The 18519-nt window shown below is 71.8% G+C and carries 20 protein-coding genes; 11 read left to right on the plus strand and 9 right to left on the minus strand.

Features of this window, described 5'->3' with window-relative positions; translation table 11 throughout:
* The first annotated feature begins 27 nt into the window (after positions 1 to 27).
* From AB0F61_RS01840 to AB0F61_RS01850, 3 genes are all read left to right on the plus strand, one after another.
* Complete coding sequence (locus AB0F61_RS01840) at positions 28 to 843, plus strand: Bax inhibitor-1/YccA family protein (RefSeq protein WP_357802258.1); 816 nt, start codon at positions 28 to 30, stop codon at positions 841 to 843.
* 150 nt (positions 844 to 993) lie between these two features.
* Positions 994 to 1752 carry a Bax inhibitor-1/YccA family protein gene (locus AB0F61_RS01845; protein WP_357802261.1) on the plus strand — a complete coding sequence of 253 codons (759 nt, stop codon included), beginning with the start codon at positions 994 to 996 and terminating at the stop codon, positions 1750 to 1752.
* Between the two features lie 150 nt (positions 1753 to 1902).
* Complete coding sequence (locus AB0F61_RS01850; RefSeq protein WP_357802263.1) at positions 1903 to 2223, plus strand: hypothetical protein; 321 nt, start codon at positions 1903 to 1905, stop codon at positions 2221 to 2223.
* Positions 2224 to 2234: 11 nt separating this feature from the next.
* Here AB0F61_RS01850 and AB0F61_RS01855 read toward each other — a convergent pair whose 3' ends face one another.
* The 3 genes from AB0F61_RS01855 to AB0F61_RS01865 form a co-directional block, all read right to left on the minus strand.
* Complete coding sequence (locus AB0F61_RS01855) at positions 2235 to 3497, minus strand: acetyl-CoA C-acetyltransferase (RefSeq protein ID WP_357802265.1); 1263 nt, start codon at positions 3495 to 3497, stop codon at positions 2235 to 2237.
* 77 nt (positions 3498 to 3574) lie between these two features.
* Complete coding sequence (locus AB0F61_RS01860) at positions 3575 to 4387, minus strand: SGNH/GDSL hydrolase family protein (RefSeq protein WP_357802267.1); 813 nt, start codon at positions 4385 to 4387, stop codon at positions 3575 to 3577.
* Complete coding sequence (locus tag AB0F61_RS01865) at positions 4384 to 5433, minus strand: SGNH/GDSL hydrolase family protein (RefSeq protein ID WP_357802270.1); 1050 nt, start codon at positions 5431 to 5433, stop codon at positions 4384 to 4386. The genes AB0F61_RS01860 and AB0F61_RS01865 overlap by 4 nt, the downstream gene beginning before the upstream one ends.
* Positions 5434 to 5583: 150 nt before the next feature.
* Between AB0F61_RS01865 and AB0F61_RS01870 the strand changes: the two genes are divergently transcribed.
* Positions 5584 to 5940 (plus strand): YkvA family protein, encoded by a 357-nt coding sequence (locus tag AB0F61_RS01870; protein ID WP_357802273.1) that lies wholly within the window; start codon positions 5584 to 5586, stop codon positions 5938 to 5940.
* 72 nt (positions 5941 to 6012) lie between these two features.
* Positions 6013 to 7383 (plus strand): cystathionine beta-synthase, encoded by a 1371-nt coding sequence (locus AB0F61_RS01875; RefSeq protein WP_357802275.1) that lies wholly within the window; start codon positions 6013 to 6015, stop codon positions 7381 to 7383.
* Positions 7384 to 7549: 166 nt separating this feature from the next.
* Here AB0F61_RS01875 and AB0F61_RS01880 read toward each other — a convergent pair whose 3' ends face one another.
* The 4 genes from AB0F61_RS01880 to AB0F61_RS01895 form a co-directional block, all read right to left on the minus strand.
* The gene (locus AB0F61_RS01880) at positions 7550 to 8059 is read right to left on the minus strand and encodes a GNAT family N-acetyltransferase (RefSeq protein WP_357802278.1); all 510 of its coding nucleotides are present in this window, start codon (positions 8057 to 8059) and stop codon (positions 7550 to 7552) included.
* Positions 8056 to 8985: a ribonuclease Z gene (locus tag AB0F61_RS01885; RefSeq protein WP_357802281.1), complete on the minus strand. Its 930-nt coding sequence runs from the start codon at positions 8983 to 8985 to the stop codon at positions 8056 to 8058. The genes AB0F61_RS01880 and AB0F61_RS01885 overlap by 4 nt, the downstream gene beginning before the upstream one ends.
* Before the next feature lie 366 nt (positions 8986 to 9351).
* Positions 9352 to 10014 (minus strand): peptide-methionine (S)-S-oxide reductase MsrA, encoded by a 663-nt coding sequence (msrA, locus tag AB0F61_RS01890; RefSeq protein ID WP_357802283.1) that lies wholly within the window; start codon positions 10012 to 10014, stop codon positions 9352 to 9354.
* A gap of 75 nt (positions 10015 to 10089) precedes the next feature.
* Entirely contained in the window at positions 10090 to 10512 is a 423-nt protein-coding gene (locus AB0F61_RS01895; RefSeq protein ID WP_357802286.1) for an HIT family protein, read from the minus strand.
* Positions 10513 to 10670: 158 nt separating this feature from the next.
* Between AB0F61_RS01895 and AB0F61_RS01900 the strand changes: the two genes are divergently transcribed.
* The 4 genes from AB0F61_RS01900 to ilvA all read left to right on the plus strand — a co-directional run bounded on the left by AB0F61_RS01900 (position 10671) and on the right by ilvA (position 15761).
* Entirely contained in the window at positions 10671 to 11720 is a 1050-nt protein-coding gene (locus AB0F61_RS01900; RefSeq protein ID WP_357802289.1) for a hypothetical protein, read from the plus strand.
* Positions 11721 to 11833: 113 nt separating this feature from the next.
* A complete protein-coding gene (locus AB0F61_RS01905) occupies positions 11834 to 12976 on the plus strand; it encodes a cystathionine gamma-synthase (RefSeq protein WP_357802292.1) in 1143 nt (380 codons plus the stop codon).
* A 12-nt stretch (positions 12977 to 12988) separates the two neighbouring features.
* Complete coding sequence (locus AB0F61_RS01910; RefSeq protein WP_357802294.1) at positions 12989 to 14407, plus strand: amidase family protein; 1419 nt, start codon at positions 12989 to 12991, stop codon at positions 14405 to 14407.
* 133 nt (positions 14408 to 14540) lie between these two features.
* Positions 14541 to 15761, plus strand: coding sequence for a threonine ammonia-lyase (gene ilvA / locus AB0F61_RS01915; protein WP_357802296.1), 1221 nt, complete (start codon positions 14541 to 14543; stop codon positions 15759 to 15761).
* A gap of 59 nt (positions 15762 to 15820) precedes the next feature.
* Here the strand turns inward: ilvA and greA are convergent, their stop codons facing one another.
* Together greA and AB0F61_RS01925 are read right to left on the minus strand one after the other, a co-directional pair.
* The gene (gene greA / locus AB0F61_RS01920; protein WP_110562546.1) at positions 15821 to 16318 is read right to left on the minus strand and encodes a transcription elongation factor GreA; all 498 of its coding nucleotides are present in this window, start codon (positions 16316 to 16318) and stop codon (positions 15821 to 15823) included.
* Positions 16319 to 16474: 156 nt separating this feature from the next.
* On the minus strand, positions 16475 to 16915 hold the full coding sequence (locus AB0F61_RS01925) for a DUF4307 domain-containing protein (RefSeq protein ID WP_357802735.1): 441 nt from the start codon (positions 16913 to 16915) through the stop codon (positions 16475 to 16477).
* A 202-nt stretch (positions 16916 to 17117) separates the two neighbouring features.
* On the opposite strand from AB0F61_RS01925, the gene mca reads away from it, so the two are divergent.
* Positions 17118 to 17999 (plus strand): mycothiol conjugate amidase Mca, encoded by an 882-nt coding sequence (gene mca, locus AB0F61_RS01930; protein WP_357241816.1) that lies wholly within the window; start codon positions 17118 to 17120, stop codon positions 17997 to 17999.
* 48 nt (positions 18000 to 18047) lie between these two features.
* Complete coding sequence (locus tag AB0F61_RS01935) at positions 18048 to 18341, plus strand: hypothetical protein (RefSeq protein ID WP_357802301.1); 294 nt, start codon at positions 18048 to 18050, stop codon at positions 18339 to 18341.
* Positions 18342 to 18519 lie beyond the last annotated feature (178 nt).

An 18519-nucleotide genomic window follows, 5' to 3' on the forward strand; every position in this document is an offset into this window, starting at 1 on the left:
CAACGACCCCCTGAGGGAGGCCAGACAGTGAAGACCTCGAACCCGGTGCTCGCCCGGCTCGGCCAGGCGGCCGAGCGGGAGCGTTCCGCCGGGTACGCCCCGGCCGGGCCGTACGGACAGCCCGGCATTCCCCAGCAGTACCCGTCCCAGGCCGGTTACCCCGCCGCGCCGCCGACCGTGGCGCCGATGACGGTCGACGACGTCGTCGTCAAGACCGTCGCTCTGCTCGGCATCCTCGGCATCACCGCCGCGGCAGCCTGGGTGCTCGTGCCGGACGCGCTCGTCGGTACGGCCTGGATCGGCGCGGCGGTGGTCGGCCTGGTCCTCGGCATGATCATCTCGTTCTCCCGGATGGCGAACCCGGCGCTCGTCATCGCGTACGCGGTCGTCGAGGGTGTCTTCGTCGGCATGGTCAGCAAGGCGTTCGAGACGGCGTACGACGGCATCGTGCTCCAGGCCGCAGCGGCCAGTTTCGGCATCTTCTTCCTGATGGCGATGCTCTACCGGGCCAAGGTCATCCGGGCCACCCCAGCGTTCGTCAAGGGCATGATCGCGGTGATGGCCGGCCTCTTCGCGGTCATGCTGATCAACCTGGTGCTGGCGCTGTTCGGCGTCAACACCGGCCTGCGCGACGGCAGCCCGCTGGCCATCGGCTTCAGCCTGGTCTGCATCGTGGTCGCCTCGCTGAGCTTCGTGCTCAGCTTCAAGGAGATCGAGGACGGCGTCCGGATGGGTCTGCCCCAGCGCTACTCCTGGGTGGCCGCGTTCGGCATCCTGGTCAGCCTGGTCTGGCTCTACATCGAGATCCTGCGCCTGCTGAGCTACTTCCAGGGCGACGACTGACCTCGTCCGCACTGCCGACCGGCGCCCGCTCCCGCTTCGGCGGGGGCGGGCGCCGTCGTCAGCGCCGTTTCCCCGCCGCCGCCGGTCCGTCCGGGGCAGAGTGACTGCGAGGGCACACGCTCTGGGGGTACGCGGGCGAAGGAGGCGGCGGTGCGCAGCAACAACCCGGTGCTCAACCGGCTGGACGAGACCGGCCGGGTGGAGGCCCGGGTGCTCGGCGCCCGCGACGTCGAGCCGATGACCGTCGACGACGTGGTGATCCGTACCGTCGGATTGTTGCTGGTCACCGGTGTGGCGGCGGCGGTGTCGTGGGCGGTGGTCCCGGACGCGGCCTGGCTCGGCGCCGCGTTGGCCGGCAGCGCGCTCGCCTCGATCGCGCTGGTCCTGGTCATCTCGTTGCGGGGCATCACCAATCCGGTGCCGATCGTCGGCTACGCCCTGCTCCAGGGCCTGCTGCTCGGGGTGGCGAGCCGCACCTTCGAACAGGTCTACCCGGGCATCGTGGTGCAGGCGGTGGCGGGCACCTTCGGCGTCTTCCTCGGCATGGCGGCGCTGTACCGGGCCCGGGTGATCCGGGCGACGCCCCGGCTGGCCCGTCTGGTGATCGGGACGTTGCTCGGGATCGCCGTGCTCAGCGTGGTCAACCTGGTGTCGTACCTGATCTCCGGCCGGCCGGGTCTGGCGGTCTACAGCGTCAGCGGGCAGGTCGGCTGGCTGCCGTACGCCTTCTCGGTGGTGGCGATCATCGCCGGGGCGTTCAGTTTCATCCTGGACTTCGACCTCGTCGAGCGTTCGGTGCGCGACGGTCGACCCCGCCGGTACGCGTGGCTGAGCGCGTTCGGCCTGCTCACCGGTCTGGTCTTCCTCTACTGGCAGTTGCTGCGGCTGCTCAGCTACCTGCGTCGGTGACCGGCGCGCCGGCCGGTCGTCCCCCGGCCCACCAGCATGATCGACTCAGGTTTCTTGACGTCGGGGTGTCCGGGTCGCGGTGATGCCCCGGTTTCCGGGAAATCGAGTCGATCTCGGGCGCCGCGCCGGCCGGCCGTAGACTCGGCGGCGATGAACGCAGCGGAGTTGGATCAGGCCGTGCAGTTGCTGGTCCGTCAGGTCGGGCACTGGCAGCAGCCGCGCTGGGCGGCGGTCGCGACCACCGGCAACGTGCCCCGCGCCGACCTGGTGCACCGGTTGGTGCAGGAGATCGCCAACCTGGCCGCCGACGCCGAGGGGGAGCCGCGTCGGGTCGTGCCCCGGCTCGACAACGACCTGGCCCTGCCCGACCAGTTACGGGTGGTGGCGGCCGACCTGCGGGCCGCCGGAGCCGGCGACGAGGTGCTGGCGCGGGCCGCCGCCGAGGTGACGGCGACCCGCAGCGCGCTCTGAGCGCGACCCGCTCAGCTCAGCCGTTCGAGCACCATGGCCATGCCCTGGCCGCCGCCCACGCACATGGTCTCCAGACCGATGGTCTTGTCGTGCCACTCCAGCGCGTTGAGCAGGGTGCCGGTGATCCGGGCACCGGTCATACCGAACGGGTGACCGACCGCGATCGCGCCGCCCATCACGTTCAGCTTCTCCTCCGGGATGCCCAGCTCCCGGTAGGAGGGAATGACCTGCGCCGCGAACGCCTCGTTGATCTCGACGAGGTCGACGTCGTCGATGGTCATGCCGGCCCGCCGCAGCGCCTGCCGGGACGCCTCGACCGGCCCGAGGCCCATGATCTCCGGTGACAGGGCTGTCACACCTGTGGAGACGATCCGGGCCAACGGGGTCAGCCCCAGCTCCTCGGCCCGCTGGGCGCTCATCACCACCACGGCGGCCGCGCCGTCGTTGAGCGGGCAGCAGTTGCCCGCGGTGATCCGACCATCCGGACGGAACACCGGCTTCAGGCCGGCGACCGCGTCCAGGGTGACGCCGGCCCGGGGACCGTCGTCGGTGCTCACCACTGTGCCGTTCGGCGTGGTGACCGGGGTGATCTCCCGGGCCCAGAAGCCGTCGGCGATGGCCTTCTCGGCGAGGTTCTGGCTGCGTACGCCGAACTCGTCCATGTCGGCGCGGGTCACGTCGTACACCTGGGCCAGGTTTTCCGCGGTCTGCCCCATGGTCAGGTAGATGTCGGGCAGCTCACCTGCCTCACGTGGGTCGGTCCACACCTCGGCGCCGCCCTGCGCGCGGCGCTTCGAGCGCTCGCCGGCCGCCCCGAAGCGGGGGTTCTCCCAACCGCCGCCGACAAGCGCCTGCGCCTCCGGAGGCAGCCCGTCGGAGCTGCCCCGGGCGTAGCGGGAAACCATCTCCACGCCGGCGGAGACGAACACGTCACCCTCGCCGGCCCGGATCGCGTGCATCGCCATCCGGGTGGTCTGCAACGACGAGGCGCAGTAGCGGGTCAGCGTGGCACCGGGCACGGTGTCCAGACCGAGCAGGGTGGACACCACCCGGGCCATGTTGAAGCCCTGCTCGCCCCCGGGCAGGCCGCACCCGAGGTAGATGTCGTCGATGGTGGTCGGGTCGAGTTGGGGGATCTTGTCCAGGGCCGCCTGGACGATTGTCGCGGCGAGGTCGTCGGAGCGGACGTCGCGCAGGGACCCCTTGTGCGCCCGGCCGATGGGGGAGCGGGCGGTGGCGACGATGACGGCGTCGCGGGACGACTCAATCGGCATGAGCCAACGTTAACCCGCCGGTAACATGGCGCGGAAGGAGCCGGCCCGGCGGGAAATGTCACCCTGGCCGGGACGATCTAGCGCCGGGTCGCGACCGTCGCCGCGGCGACGATGGCGGGCAGCAGCGCGTGCGCCCACACCCGGTAGCCGTCCGCGGAGGGGTGGAAGCCGTCGTGGCAGAGCGTCCCCGCGTCAGCCCGGAACACCGGCCCGGTCTCGGTGGCGAGGTCGACCACCGAGCCGCCCGCGTCCAGCACGGCGGCGGTCTGCGCGCGGGCCATCCGACGCCCCGACCAGCCGACCACCTGGCGCAGCGGCGGCGCGATGGCACGCACCGCGCCGAGATCGGGGCAGGTGCCCACCACCACCTCGACCCGCGCCTCCCGCAACCGGTGCACCGCGGCGGCGAGATAGGCCGCCGCGTCGGAGGGGCGGCGCAGCCCGGTGGCGTCGTTCGCGCCGATCAGGATTAGCGCCACGTCGGGCCGTTCACCGAGCAGGGCCCGAGCCACCTGGGTGGACAGGTCCGTCGAGCGGGAACCCGAGACGCCGACGCTGGACAGGTGCACGCGGCGGCCGGTCGGGCCCTCGGCGAGCAGGTTGGCCAACTGCCCGCCGATGGTGTCGTCGAGACGGTCGACCCCCACGCCCAGTGCCGACGAGTCGCCGAGCAGCACCAGCCGCAGCGGCGGAGCGCCCGCCCGACCGATCGTGGCCCGAAGGGCCAGCCCCAGCTCCGGTTGGGCGTAGCGCCGGTGCCGGGCGACGAACGCCTCACCGGCCAGGACGGCAGCGCCGCCCACGGTGCCGGCGAACAGCGAGAACGCCGCCGCCCGACCCAGTCGGCCGGCGAGGCCGGCGGTCACGCCCCGCTCGCTGCGTTCGTTCATGCCAGTCCCTCCACTGTCGAGGCGTCCGGGGCGGATCCGTGCTGCGGCACCGCGCCGACACCGAAGAACGCCCGGCGACGCAACTGCGCCCACCTGCCGGCCGGCCCCCGGTCGCGGCCCCGGACCTGGGTGCCGCTGACCTCGGTGCCGGCGTGCCGGGCCGCCTCCTGCGCGGCCTCCGGCAGCGACCGTACGCCCTCTCCCCACGTCGGTGTGGCCCGTCGTTCCTGCCCCGCGCCGAGCGCGGACAGCATCGTCGGCAGGAGCGCGGCGGCGGCCATCGCGTACCCCTCGGCGGAGGGGTGGAACCGGTCCCACGCGAACATCCGGGTCGGCTCCGCCGCGAAGCGGGGGCCGAGGAGATCACCGAGGGAGACCGTCCAGCCGCCCGCCTCCACCACCGCGACCGTCTGGGCTGCGGCGAGTTGGCGGCTCCACCGGTGCGCCAGCCATCGCAGCGGGGGCTGGATCGGGCGGATCGCACCCAGGTCGGGGCAGGTGCCGACAACCACCTCGCAGCCGGCGTCACGCAGTGTGTGCACCGCCTCGACGAGGTAGCGCACCGCCAGCCCACGCGGGGTGCGGTTGGTGATGTCATTGCCGCCGATGAGGATCACCGCGATGTCGGGGCGGCAGTCAAGTGCCGCCTCCACCTGGTGGCGCAGCGCCGCGGAGATGGCGCCCACCACCGCGAAGCGGTGCAGTCGCACCGGCCGGTGCAGGCGACGGGACAGGCCGGTGGCGAGCAGCGCGCCGGGTGTCTCCCGACGGCGGTGCACCCCGTAGCCGGCAGCCGACGAGTCACCGAGCACGACCATGGTGAGTGCCGGGCCGGGGAACTTCGCGCCGTAGATCCCGTCGCAGCGTGGTGGTGGTGCCTCGGCCATCGGGATGGTGCGTCGCGCCTGCCGGGCCTGGCCGAGCAGCACCCCGCCGGTCGCCACCGCGGCTGCCGCGGTGGCGCCCGTCCCGATCGCCGCCAGGCGGGCGAACCGCCGGGTCTGCCGCCAGCGCTCACCGGGTACGACGGAATCAGCCACCCCCATACCACGACATTATCGCGCTGCCCCGACATGCCGCTGTCGTCGTGCCGGCACCCGAGTGCCTGGAAACCGACCCGACGGGGTATCGGTACGGCAGAGGCCGGTCGACTTGCGCCGACCCGCCACGCTGATCCGGCGGAGAGGAGCGCGACGATGGGGAAGACACTGAAGCGCAGCGCGGCGTTCGCGGCCCTGGCGCGGGCACTGACGTCCGGGGCACGCGGGGGGCCGTCGCTGGGCACCCGGCTGGCCGCCCTGCCCCGGATGATCCGGGCCACCACCAGGGGGGAGTACGACGGCGGCCTTCGGCTGGCCCTGATGACGGCGGCGACGGCGTACATCGTCTCGCCTATCGACCTGCTCCCGGAGATCCCGCTGGCGATCTTCGGGCTGGCCGACGACGCGGTCATGGTCACGTGGTTGGCCGGCAGCGTGCTCGCCGAAACGGAGCGCTTCCTCACGTGGGAGGCCGCACGCAGCTCCGTCATCCCCGGGGGGCTGGTGCCCTGACGACACGTACGCTGGGCGGCGAGGAAACGTCTGCCCGGCCGCCGTCGCCGGCGCCGCAACGAAGGGCACACCGTGCAGTTCTACGACAACGTCGTCGACATGATCGGCAACACCCCGCTGGTGCGTCTGCGTAACGTCACCGCGGGCATCCAGGCCACCGTGCTGGCCAAGGTGGAGTACGTCAACCCGGGTGGCTCGGTCAAGGACCGGATCGCGCTGCGGATGGTGGAGGACGCGGAGGCCGCCGGCCTGCTCCGGCCCGGCGGCACCATCGTCGAGCCGACAAGCGGCAACACCGGTGTCGGGCTGGCCCTTGTGGCGCAGCTCAAGGGCTACAAGTGCGTGTTCGTCTGCCCGGACAAGGTCAGCCAGGACAAGCAGGACGTGCTCCGGGCGTACGGCGCCGAGGTGGTGGTCTGCCCGACGGCGGTCGCCCCGGAGGACCCGCGCTCGTACTACAACGTCTCCGACCGGCTGACCCGGGAGATTCCCGGCGCCTGGAAGCCCAACCAGTACAGCAACCCGGCCAACCCGCGCTCGCACTACGAGACCACCGGCCCGGAGCTGTGGAAGCAGACCGAGGGCGGGCTCACCCACTTCGTGGCCGGCGTCGGCACCGGCGGCACCATCTCCGGCATCGGCCGGTACCTCAAGGAGGCCTCCGAGGGTCGGGTGCGCATCATCGGAGCCGACCCGGAGGGCTCGGTCTACTCCGGTGGCACCGGCCGCCCCTACCTGGTGGAGGGCGTCGGCGAGGACTTCTGGCCGGAGACGTACGACCAGGGTGTCGCCGACGAGATCGTCGAGGTCTCCGACAAGGCGTCCTTCGAGATGACCCGGCGGTTGGCCCGCGAGGAGGGGCTGCTGGTCGGCGGCTCCTGCGGGATGGCGGTGGTCGCCGCGCTGGAGGTCGCCCGCCGGGCCGGCCCGGACGACGTGGTGGTGGTGCTGCTGCCGGACGGCGGCCGCGGCTACCTCTCCAAGATCTTCAACGACTCGTGGATGGCCCGGTACGGCTTCCTCGACAACTCCGGCGCCGAGCCGACGGTGGCCGACGCGCTGGCCAGCAAGCCGGGCGGGCTGCCCGAGCTGGTGCACGTGCACCCGACCGAGACGGTTCGCGACGCCATCGACTACATGCGCGAGTACGGCGTCTCGCAGTTGCCGGTGCTCAAGGCCGAGCCGCCGGTGGTGACAGGTGAGGTGGCCGGCTCGATCGCCGAGCGGGATCTGCTCGACGCGCTCTTCACCGGTCAGGCGCACCTGCACGACACCATCGAGCGGCACATGGGCGACCCGCTGCCGATGATCGGTGGCGGTCAGCCGGTGAGCGAGGCGGTCGGCCTGCTGGAGAAGTCCGACGCCGCCCTGGTCCTGGTCGACGGAAAGCCCAAGGGCGTCCTCACCCGGCAGGACCTCCTGGCCCACCTCGGCGCCCACTGAGTCCCCGTCCCGGTGCCCCGCCTGCGGGCGGGGTACCGGGTGACCCTGCCGCCCCCTTTGCTCTGCATACGCATACGCACCACCCACGGCCACGGCCACCGTCACGGCCACCGCCACCGCTGGTGCTTATTGGTAAGCAGAGCAAAGGCGCGCGGGAGAGAACTGCTCAGAGAGGGCGGGCGTACCGCAGTTGGAGTGTGAGGGCCGTGCCGATGTGCTCCTCGCGCTCCACGCCCGTCGATGTCCAGCCGCCGCGCTCGTAGAAGGCGCGGGCGTGTGCGTTGTCCCGCAGCACCCAGAGCACGGCGCGCCGCCAGCCACGGGCCCGCATGGCCTCCAACGTGTCCACCATGAGCGTGCGGCCGGTGCCCCGGCCCTGCTCGGCCGGGTCGAGATGGATCGCGTTGAGCAGCCCGGTCCCCGGGTCGTCCTCGTCGTCCGGACCCAGGTAGCTGAACCCGACAAGCGTCCCGGCCCGCTCGGCCACGGTCATCCGGTGGTTGTCCCGCTCCCAGTGCCACCGTTCCGCCCAGTACCGCCCCATCGCCTCCGGCGTCGGGTCGGCCAACGCCTCGGCCGGCAGGAAGGCGGAGTACGCGGCGACCCGGGAGCGCTGGTGCAGGGCCCCCACCGCCATCATGTCGCGAGCGGTCGCGGGGCGGAGCGTGACGGTCATCCGGCCGAGGCTACCCGGCGGGGTGGGAGCTGCACCGTGGTCAGGTCCTCGGCGATGATCAGGTCGCCGTCGAAGTGCGCGCGGGCCTCGTCGTGGAACCGGCGCGGGTCGGAGTAGCGCTGGGAGAAGTGGGTGAGCACGAGCCGGCGTACCCCGGACTCGGTCGCCACCCGGGCGGCCTGCGCCGCGGTCAGGTGGCCGACCTCGGCGGCGAGCGCGGCCTCCGACTCCAGGAACGTCGACTCGATGACCAGCAGGTCGGCGTGCTCGGCGAGGGCGTACACCCCGTCGCAGAGGCCGGTGTCCATCACGAAGGCGAACCGCTGCCCCGGCCGGGGCACGCTCACCTCGTCACGGGTGACGCGACGCCCGTCGAGGTCCAGGTGCCCGACGCGGATCAGCTCGCCGACGGCCGGCCCACTGATGCCGTACGCGGCCAGGCGCTCCGGCAGCATTCGGTGACCGTCCGGCTCGACCAGGCGATAGCCGTACGTCTCGATGGGATGCCGCAGCCGGCGTGCCTCCAGGGTGCCGCAGGCCAGGGTGATCCGCTGCCCGTCCTCCTCGATCGGGGTGACCTGCAACTCGGCGGTCTCGTGGAAGGAGGTGGCGTGCCGTAGCCGGGCGAAATACTCGGCACCGCCGGCCGGGAAGTGCACGGCGACCGGGTGCGGCACCCGGTCCAGGGAGAGCCGCTGGATGGTGCCGGGCAGGCCGAGGCAGTGGTCACCGTGGAAGTGGGTGATGCAGATGCGCGTCAGGTCGGTGGCCGTGACAGTGGTGTAGAGGAACTGGCGCTGGCTGCCCTCGCCCGGGTCGAAGAGGATCACCTCGTCGTCCCAGCGCAGCACGTACCCGTTGTGGTTGCGCTGACGGGTCGGCGCCTGGCTGGCCGTTCCGAGGATCACCAGCTCGCGCATGGACATCGCCGCTCCCCCGGATATGGAGCGACCCCCGGGGCGCTCCGCGCTGGTGCGCGGGCCGGCTGGACTTGGCCGGCACCCCGGGGGTCGGGTGGCTGTCGTGGATTCGCCGCACCGCTGCCACACGGTCTCGACGATGGTACTGGTGCCCGCCTCGCGGCGGACCGATCACTGTCGAGGACAGCGGCTAGCTGACAGCCACCTCACGAGTCCGATTGCTATACAAGTCTGGACCACCTCCTTTCACGTGTACGGCCACGTTATCGAGTTCCCGGCGGGGTCGGCAACGGATTTCGATCACACGGTCAGATGGGAATGCCCGGCCACCTCAGAGGTGGCCGGGCATCACGCGGGTGCGGGTGGCGGTGGTCAGCCGCCGACCCGGGCCACGCCGACCGGGCAGCTCAGCCCGTTCGGGCCGTGGTTGCAATAACCGTTCGGGTTCTTGGTCGGAGCGAGGTACTGCTGGTGATAGTCCTCGGCGAAGTAGTAGCTGCCGAGCGGAGCGATCTCGGTCGTGATCTCACCCTTGCCGGCCCGCTTCACGATCGGCTGGAACGCGTCCCGGGACGACTCCGCGATGGTCCGCTGCTCGTCGGTGGTCGTGTAGATCGCCGACCGGTACTGGGTGCCCACGTCGTTGCCCTGGCGCATGCCCTGGGTCGGGTCGTGGTTCTCCCAGAAGACCTTCAGCAGGTCCTCATAGTTGATCTTGCTGGGGTCGTACACCACCTGGACGACCTCGGCGTGCCCGGTCCGGCCGGAACACGTCTCCTCGTACGTCGGATTCCTGGTGATGCCACCCGCGTAACCGGCGGAGGTGGTGTAGACCCCCGGCAGCGTCCAGAACAGTCGCTCGGCTCCCCAGAAACAGCCCATGCCGAAGACCGCGACCTGCAGGCCCTCCGGGAACGGGCCCTTCAACGGGGTGCCCAGCACCTCGTGGCGGTCGGCGACCGGCATGGCGATCTGACGGCCCGGCAGGGCCTGATCGGGCGAAACCATCTCAGCGTTCATACGGCGCAAAAACACGTGGGGATCTCCTCTCGTACCTCTCCCAGCGTGTAACACCGGTAGGTACACCTTTCTTACCCGCGCCGCTGTGAGTCAGGCCCCGCCCGGGAGCGCGGCGGCGACCCGGTCCGCGTAGGCCCGGGCGTCGGCGTCGTCCTCGTAGCGGGTGCGGGGCCAGAAGAAGCCGCGCAGCCCATCGCCCCTGGTCCGCGGAACCACGTGGGTGTGCAGGTGCGGGACGGACTGGGACACCTTGTTGTTCATCGCCACGAACGTCCCACCGGAGCCCAGACCGGTCTCCACGGCCACCGCCAGGCGCTGGACCAGCGCGAAGTAGCCGGGCAGCAGGTCCGCCGGCAACTCGGCAAGGGTCACCAGGTGGACCCGCGGCACCACCAGCACGTGCCCCTTGAACACCGGCCGGGTGTCCAGGAACGCCACCCCGTCCGGGGTGTCGGCGACCCGGAACGCCGGCACGTCACCCGCCACGATCCCGCAGAACACGCACCCACTCATCGGCTCAGGCTATGCCGAGGGACCGACGGATCGCGGTGCCCCCCACGTGCACATCGACTGTGATACTCATAGACAGGTCTGGATAATTACACGGGGGGCAACGTGTTGTCGCGCCAGCGACGCCCGGCCGGTCCGTCGACACTCCGAAAGGACGCACCTTGCTCATCAGAAGAGGCCCGACCCTGGCGCTGGCCGCCCTGACCGTCGGGCTGCTCACCGCCGCGATCTCCAGCCCCGCCCAGGCGGCCCCCGCGCAGACGGCCACCCCGCTGTCGCTACCGGGAGCCGCCGACGTGGTGTCGGCAGGTGACCGGGTCTTCGTCAGCGGTGGCCGCTCCTCGACAGACGTCGCGGTGACGAGCGCCACGGGCACGCTTGTCGGCACCCTGTCGGGGCTGCCCGGCCCCACCGACCTGCTGCTCAGCGCCGACCGGCAGACGCTCTACGTGGCGCTGCCCAGCGCCAACGCCATCGCCGCCTTCAACACCGGATCTCTGGTCGAATCGGCCCGCTACGACACCGGCGCGGGGGAGTGCCCGTCGTCGCTCGCGCTGACCGGGCGGTACCTGTGGTTCGGCTACGGCTGTGACCAGTGGGGCGGCAACATCGGCCGGATCGACCTGGGCCGGCAACCGGCCGTGGTGACCACCGGGGTGGCCACCGGTCAGGACTTCTACGACGCCCCGCTGCTGACCGCCGCCAGCCAGAACCGTTCGGTGCTGCTGGCCGGGCAGCCCGGGTTGAGCCCGGCGTCGGTGTACGCGTACACGATCGGCAGCGGGGGCGTACTGAGCGCGCCCAGGGAGAACGAGTTCATGGCGGTCGGCAGCAACCTGCAGGACGTCGCGCTCGACCCCACCGGCACCACCGTCTTCACCGCTTCCGGCGCACCGTACGTGGTGCAGGCGTTCCCGTTCGCCGACATCAGCACCCCATCCGTGACCTATCCCACCGGTGCGTACCCGAATGCGGTCGAGGTGTCCCGCGACGGCACCAGGATCGCCGGCGGGGCAGACGCCTCCTATGACCCGGACGTGTTCGTCTTCCGGGCCGACGGCACCGAGCTGGCCCACTTCGAGCTGGGCGACGACCTCAGCCCGGGTGCGCTGGCCTGGGCGCCGAACGGAGCCCGGGTCTACGCGGTCTCGTACGACTGGACGGGGGCCCACCCGGTCACCCTGCACGTCCTGCCCGTTCCGGCCGGCTGACCGGCCCGCCGACGCACGGTCGGCGCGCGCGGGGCCGGGCCGGCCAGCCCGGCCCCGCGCGGGAGCCCGGGTTCGGTCCCAGCCATCCGCGACGGGGCACTAGCCTCACCAGAATGAACCACGGCTTCGAGACGCTCGCCATCCACGCCGGTCAGGACCCCGAGGCGCGGACCGGCGCGGTGATTCCACCGATCTACCAGACCAGCACGTACGCCCAGGACGCCGTCGGCGCGCCCCGGCTCGGCTACGAGTACAGCCGCTCCGGCAACCCGACCCGTGACGCGCTCCAGGAGTGCCTGGCGGCGCTGGAGGGCGGGCCGGTGGGGCTCGCCTTCGCCAGTGGTCTGGCGGCGGAGGACGCCCTGCTGCGGGCCGTGTGCCAGCCGGGCGACCACGTGGTGATCCCGGACGACGCGTACGGCGGCACGTACCGGCTGTTCGCCCGGGTCGCCCAGCGCTGGGGTCTGGAGTTCACCCCGGCCAAGGTCTCCGACCCGGCGGCGATCCGGGCGGCCGTGCAGCCCGGCCGCACGAAGATCGTCTGGCTGGAGACGCCGACCAACCCGCTGCTGGGCATCGCCGACATCGCCGCCCTGGCCGCCGTGGCACACGACGCGGGCGCGCTGCTGGTGGTGGACAACACCTTCGCCTCGCCGTACCTGCAACAGCCGATCGCGTTCGGCGCGGACGTGGTGGTGCACTCGACCACCAAGTACATCGGCGGGCACTCCGACGTGGTCGGTGGCGCGCTTGTCGTCGCCGATGCCGGGCTCGGCGAGGAGTTGCGCTACCACCAGAACGCGATGGGCGCGATCAACGGCCCCTTCGACGCCTGGCTCACCCTGCGTGGCATCAAGACCCTCGGGGTACGGATGGACCGGCACTGCGACAACGCCGAGCGGCTCGCCGCGTACCTCGACGGGCACGCCAAGGTGGCGCAGGTGCTCTACCCCGGGCTGCCGTCGCACCCCGGTCACGAGGTCGCCGCCAAGCAGATGCGCCGCTTCGGAGGCATGATCTCGTTCCGTGCCGCCGGTGGTGAGGAGCACGCGGTGGACATCTGCAACCGGGCCAAGCTCTTCGTGCTCGCCGAGTCGCTGGGCGGCGTGGAATCCCTGATCGAGCACCCGGGTCGGATGACACACGCAAGTGCTGCCGGCTCGCCGCTTGAAGTTCCCGGCGATCTCGTGCGACTGTCTGTCGGCATCGAGACGGTCGACGACCTACTCGCCGATCTGGAGCAGGCGCTGGGCTGACCGCTGGGGAGGATGGCCGTGCAGGACATCATGGCGACCTGGGTCGGGGCGACCGCCAAGCAGATCGCCCGGGGCGTACGCCGAGGTGACGTGTCGGCCACCCAGGTCGTCGCCGACCACCTTGAGTACATCTCCCGTGCCGACCGTGAGCTGGCCGCGTTCCGCGCCGTTCGCGGCGGCGAGGCGATCACCGAGGCGGAGAAGGTCGACGAGCAGGAGGACCTGGCCAACCTGCCACTGGCCGGGGTGCCGGTGGCGGTCAAGGAGAACACCCCGGTCGCCGGTCTGCCCACCTGGAACGGGTCGGCGGCGGCACGCAGCGACGTGGCGGAGGCCGACCACGAGGTGGTGCGCCGGTTACGCGGCGCGGGCGCGGTGATCCTCGGTGTGACCCGGATGCCGGAGCTGGGGCTGTGGGCGGTCACCGACGACGACAACGCGGTGACCCGCAATCCGTGGGACAGCACGCGTACCCCCGGCGGGTCCTCCGGTGGCGCGGCCGCCGCCGTGGCGGCCGGGCTGGTGCCGATCGCGCACGCCAACGACGGTCTCGGCTCGATCCGGATCCCGGCGGCCTGTTGCGGGCTGGTCGGGCTCAAGCCGGGTCGGGGCGTGGTCCCCTGCCAGCTCGGCGCGGACGACTGGTTCGGCCTCACCGAGCACGGCATGCTGACCAGCACGGTCGCCGACGCGGCGGTGGGCTTCTCGGTGCTCGCCGGCCGGCGTCCCGAGAAGCTGGTTCCGCCGCAACGGCTGCGGGTGGGGGTCTCGCTGCGCTCCCCGGTGCGGGGTGTCGCACCGGACGCGCCCAACCGGGACGCGGTCGCCGCCGCCGGTCGGCTCCTCGCCGCCGCCGGCCACGACACGGTGCCGGCCGATCCGGTCTACCCCACCGCGCTGGGCCTGCAGGGCATCGCCACCTGGCTGGCCGCCGCCGCCGCCGACGTGCGGGCCGCCGGGTTGGACCGCCGTGGTCTGCAACGGCGTACCCGGCGGCACGTCGCGCTGGGCGAGTGGGCGCAACGTCGCGGCTACGTGCGGGAGGCGGACCGGGCCGCGTGGCGGCAACGGTCTGTCGACTTCTTCACCGACCACTCGGTCGACCTGCTGCTCACGCCGGCGCTGGCCAGTGCGCCACCGGAGGCGGCCCGCTGGTCGGAGCGGTCGTGGCGGTCGAACATGACAGCCAACATCCGGTACGCCCCGTACGCCGCGCCGTGGAACATCGCCGGTCTGCCGGCGATCGTGGTGCCGGTCGGCCGTCGCCCGGACGGTCTGCCGGTCGCCGTGCAGATCGTCGGGCCGCCGGGCTCGGAGCTGCTGCTGCTCGGTGTGGCCGGCCAGTTCGAGATGGCCGCGCCGTGGACGCGGCACGCCCCCGGTTACCCCCGGGTCGGCCTCGGGGCCCCGGAGGTCCAGTCCCGGGGCTGATCCACTCCGGTTCCATGGAAACGCGCTGTCGAGGCACGGTTGATACCCCGGTGGCAGAGATGTCGAGTGGATCAAGGTCGTCCACGCCGGTGTCGCCGCAGAGGGCTCCGAAGGCGGGTGGCACGATCGGGGCATGACGGAACTGGTCGGTCTCGACGACGTGCGGGCCGCACGGGAACTGCTCGCCGGTGTCATCCGGACCACCCCGCTGGAGCCCTCCCGTCCGCTCAGCGCGGCACTGGGCGGGCCGACCTGGCTCAAGTGCGAGAACGTGCAGCGCGCCGGCTCGTACAAGGTGCGCGGCGCGTACGTGCGGATCTCCCGGCTGTCGGCGGCGGAGCGGGAGCGCGGCGTGGTCGCGGCGAGCGCGGGCAACCACGCGCAGGGCGTGGCCCTCGCCGCGGGCCTGGTCGGCACGCACGCCACCGTCTTCATGCCGGTCAACGCGCCGCTGCCGAAGGTGGCCGCCACCAAGGGGTACGGCGCGCAGGTCGAGTTCGCCGGCAACACCGTCGACGAGTCACTTGTCGCCGCGCAGACCTACGCCGAGCGCACCGGAGCGGTGCTGATCCACCCGTTCGACCACCCGGACGTGATCGCCGGCCAGGGCACTGTGGCGCTGGAGATCCTCGAACAGTGCCCGGACGTGAAGACGATCATCACGGGGGTCGGTGGCGGCGGCCTCATCTCGGGCATGGCCGTCGCCGCGAAGGCGTTGCGGCCGGACGTCCGGATCATCGGCGTCCAGGCGGCCGGGGCGGCGGCGTTTCCTCCCTCGCTGGTGGCCGGGGAGCCGGTCCGGCTGCCGGCGTTCTTCACCATCGCCGACGGCATCGCTGTCGGTCGGCCCGGGGAGATCACCTTCAACCACGTGCGCAAGCTCGTGGACGAGATCGTCACGGTCTCCGAGGAGGACATCTCCCGAGCCCTGTTGATGCTGCTGGAGCGGGGGAAGCAGGTGGTCGAGCCGGCCGGGGCGGTCGGTGTCGCCGCGTTGCTGGCCGGCGTGGTCGAGGTGGAGACGCCTGTGGTCGCGGTGCTCTCCGGCGGCAACATCGACCCGCTGCTGATGCTCCGGGTGATCGAGCACGGTCTGGCCGCCGCGGGCCGCTACCTGCGGGTGACGGTGCGCTGCTCGGACCGGCCGGGACAACTCGCGTCGCTGCTCAGTCAGATCGCCGAGCACCGGGCCAACGTGGTGGACGTGGAACACCAGCGCGCCAACCCGCACCTCAGTCTCGGCGAGGTGGAGGTGGCGCTGTCGGTGGAGACCCGCGGCGTGGAGCACTCGGACACGCTGATCAGCGCCCTGCGGGCCAGCGGCTACCAGGTGGTCTTCGCCGCCGAGGCGTGACACCGGTGGGTGCCACGCCTCGGGGCGGTGCGTCTGGGCCTGCGGTGGCGCCGGCGGCGTCAGCCGGAGAAGGGCTCGAAGCTGACCACTGTCACCTTGATGTCGGCGCCGCTGGGTGCCGTGTAGGTGCAGGTCTGCCCGGGCCGACCGCCCAGGATCGCCTTGCCGAGCGCGGACTCGGGGCTGTAGACGGTGAGGTCGGTGGTGGCGGCGATCTCCCGCGAGCCGAGCAGGAAGGTCTCGGTGTCGTTGGCGTCGTCGTCGAAGTAGATCGTCACGACCATGCCGGGCGACACCGCGTCCGCCGTTGGCGCCTCGCCGACCTTCGCGGTGCGCAGCAGCTCCTGCAGGTAGCGGATGCGTCCCTCGGCCTTGCCCTGCTCCTCGCGGGCGGCGTGGTAACCGCCGTTCTCCCGCAGGTCGCCCTCCTCGCGCCGAGCGTTGATCTCGGCGGCGATCGCCGGACGGTTGGCGATGTGCTCGTCGAGCTCGGCCTGGAGGCGGTCGTGCGCGTCCTGGGACAGCCAGGTGGCGGGCGCCTCGTTGCCAGTGGACACAGGCGTTCTCCTCAGTTGTGCGTGGCTGGCTGACAGGTGAACTACCAAGTTACCAGTGCGGTACGACACAGCGTGTCGGCCATTACCGCCGGTGTCCGGATCCGACACCCCGCGTAGGCGCCCTCAGAAGCCGGTTGGTGAGGCTGTCTTCGCAGCTCAGGCCGGGGGTCGGCAGCGCAGGACCTCGCCGATGAACGGTCGCGCGGTGGTGGTCAGGCGGTGCCGGGTCGTGACGTGCCGGTCGCCCGGCCGGGCGGTGACGGTGATCTGGTCCCGGGCCACCTCGGTGCCCGCACGGTCCCGGGCGCGCAGCACGCAGACCGCCGAGCCGCCCGCCGGCACCGTCACCCGAAAGTCGACAAGCACCTGGGTGTCCGTGATGTCGGTGTAGGTGATCACCTGGGCGTCGTAGACCGGGTCGCCGTACTGGCGGTAGAGCCGCACCGAGATCACGGTGAGCGTCGCCACGAGCGCCAGCAGCACAAGCGCGGCGACCACGTTGCGACGGCGTTCGCCGCCAGGTGCCCGGCGACGGCCGTAGCGTCCGGCGGGAAAAACCGGAGCGCCGGGTGAAATTGTGGCGTGCGTCTCGGTCACCGGCGGGTATCTCCTGGCGTTGTTGTCGGCGGCATCGGCAAGAATGGCAGAGTCCATCCTCCCACCCGGTCCAGCGGCAGGAATGGCAGGTCATGGCCTGCGGTGCTGGCCGGCGACAGGGTGCGGTGAGCAATGATCCCGGCAGGTCAGCCGGTCGAGCCCGGTCGGGTCCACCGGCCGGCACAGACGAGGAGTGCCGAAGTTGGCAGAGCAGCTGCGACTCATGGCCGTGCACGCGCACCCGGACGACGAGTCGAGCAAGGGTGCGGCGACCATGGCGAAATACGTCGCCGAGGGCGTGGACGTCCTGGTCGTGACGTGCACCGGCGGGGAGCGCGGCAGCGTGCTCAACCCCAAGCTCGACCGTCCCGACGTCTGGGCCAACATCGGCGAGATCCGCCGCGCGGAGATGGACGCCGCCCGCGCGATCCTCGGCGTCGAGCAGGCCTGGCTCGGCTTCGTCGACTCCGGGCTGCCCGAGGGCGACCCGCTGCCGCCGCTGCCCGAGGGCTGTTTCGCCCTGCAGGACGTCGAGGTGGCCGCCGGCCCGCTGGTGCGGCTGATGCGCGAGTTCCGTCCGCACGTGGTGACCACGTACGACGAGGAGGGCGGCTACCCGCACCCGGACCACATCATGTGCCACAAGGTGAGCGTGGCCGCGTTCGAGGCCGCCGGTGACCCGGAGCGCTACCCGGAGCTGGGCGCGCCCTGGCAGCCGCTGAAGCTGTACTACGACATCGGCTTCTCCAAGGCCAAGATCATGGCGCTGCACGAGGGCATGCTGGCCGCGGGCAAGGAGTCGCCCTACGAGGAGTGGATCAAGCGCTGGGAGGACCGGCCGGACAAGGGTCCCCGGATCACCACGCGGGTGGAGTGCTCCGAGTTCTTCCCCGTCCGCGACGACGCGCTGCGCGCCCACGCCACCCAGGTCGACCCGGACGGCTTCTGGTTCCACGTGCCGATGGAGTTGCAGCGCCGCGCCTGGCCGACCGAGGACTTCGAGTTGGCCCGATCGATGGTCGACAGCCCGCTGCCCGAGTCCGATCTCTTCGCGGGGGTGCGGGAGACGGCGCACGCACGCTGATTCCGGGCAGAGCTACCCTGGTTACCAACCGCACATCGGAGGAACGCCATGCTGACCGCTGCCCAGGTGCTCGCGGAGAACAACTTCGGAGACACCCGCACGGGTGGTCTGGCCGGGCCGATGGGCCTCTTCCTCATCCTGCTGCTGGCCGCCGCGACCATCCTGCTGATCCGCAACATGAACGCTCGGCTGCGCCGCCTGCCGGACCGGTTCCCGCAGCAGGCAAGCCCGGCCGACCCGACCAGGGCCGACGCTTCAGTCGTCGATCCGACAGACGGGACCGGGGGGCGTGATTCATCCACCGCCAGTCCCAATGGGCACCAGCAGCACCGGAACGGGTAGCCAGCACGTGAATCACGCTGAACCGGGTGGTCGCCCCCTGTTGCGACCACCCGGTTTGGCTTAGCCTTCCGCCGGGGGACCAAAAGTCTCCGAGCCGTGTGCGGGAGGGGGCGCCGATGACCAGCACAGCACCGGCCGCCCGCCGTATCGTCGGTCGGTCGGCTGACGGGGGAGGTCG

It is taken from the genome of Micromonospora sp. NPDC023888 (assembly GCF_040639415.1).
Classification (GTDB): domain Bacteria; phylum Actinomycetota; class Actinomycetes; order Mycobacteriales; family Micromonosporaceae; genus Micromonospora.